This window comes from Clostridioides sp. ES-S-0048-02, from assembly GCF_020658495.1.
Classification (GTDB): domain Bacteria; phylum Bacillota; class Clostridia; order Peptostreptococcales; family Peptostreptococcaceae; genus Clostridioides.
In genome coordinates this window covers 1-1,114 of record NZ_JACVWH010000052.1, presented here as the reverse complement: position 1 = coordinate 1,114, position 1,114 = coordinate 1, and the positions used below count along the sequence as shown (strand labels likewise).

The 1,114-nt window shown below is 32.0% G+C and carries 1 protein-coding gene; it reads right to left on the bottom strand.

Annotated elements, in window-relative coordinates; all coding sequences use genetic code 11:
* Positions 1-47: 47 nt before the first annotated feature.
* Positions 48-1,114 (bottom strand): NlpC/P60 family protein (locus IC173_RS20255; protein ID WP_227856203.1); only part of this gene is annotated, 1,067 nt, incomplete at its 5' end.

The following is a 1,114-nucleotide window of genomic DNA, read 5'->3' as shown; positions in this document are numbered from 1 at the left end:
TATTCCTATAAATTCATTAATTGGATCTGCCATTTTATCACCTCTTTTTATAAAACTCTTCGAGCCGTAGAAAAGTTTTTAGTGTAATAACTACTGCTTGTTTTGCTTATTTTAACTACATCACCTGTTTGTGGGGCATGTAGAAATTCTCCATTACCTATATATAAACCAACATGACTAACTGGATTATGGAAAAATACTAAATCTCCTGCTTGCAAATTACTTTGTTCTACTTTTTTACCGACTTTAGATTGTTGACTAGATGTTCTTGGTAAATTAACATTAACCTTTTTAAAGCAATATACCATAAGTCCAGAACAGTCAAAGTTACTTGGTCCATTACCACCCCATTTGTATGGTTTGCCTAGATGTTTTTTTGCCTCTGCTATTACCGCTTTTGCTCTTGCTGTCATGTTTCCAGCATAACCACCTATGACTATTTTTCCTTTTCTTCTTCCAAAAGCCATCATATCTTCCACATTTCCAAATAAAATATCTATATGATATGTTCCATCTTTTTCTATGATTATTGCAGAGCCGACATCATTTACTTTGTAAGTTCCATCTCGATTTGAAACTCCTGTAACTAATTGTATTTCATCACCATATTTTAATAATGGATGTTTATCTAAGAAATCTTTTGTATAGTAAGATTGTTTAAAGGCGCCAACCATAGGGGCTGCACATGTCTTTTTAGAAGGGTCTAATTTTTTCTTTCTACAATCTGTATCTCCACCCTCAGATTTTCTAGGACAATAGGCAGTAAATTCAGCAGGAAACTCTGTTCCTCCAGTATACTCTGAACTGCCATCTTCTTTTTGTTCATCTTGACCAGCAGATTTTTCATCCATAATATTTTGAAAGTTAAGTTCAAGTTCAATCTGATAATCTCCATTTTGCCAAATATGTTTATCTGTATCTATATAAAAAAGTCCTATTAATTTTGTATATGAATCTTTTACTTTTACACCTCTACCAGTTATACAGCTTATATCACCATATCCTTTTAAAGAGCAAGTTCTTTCTATGTCTTTAAACTCATTATCTATATCTACAGTGTCATTTTCTTGTTGTTGTATTACCTTTTGCATAATTACTCCAACATTTTTGAATA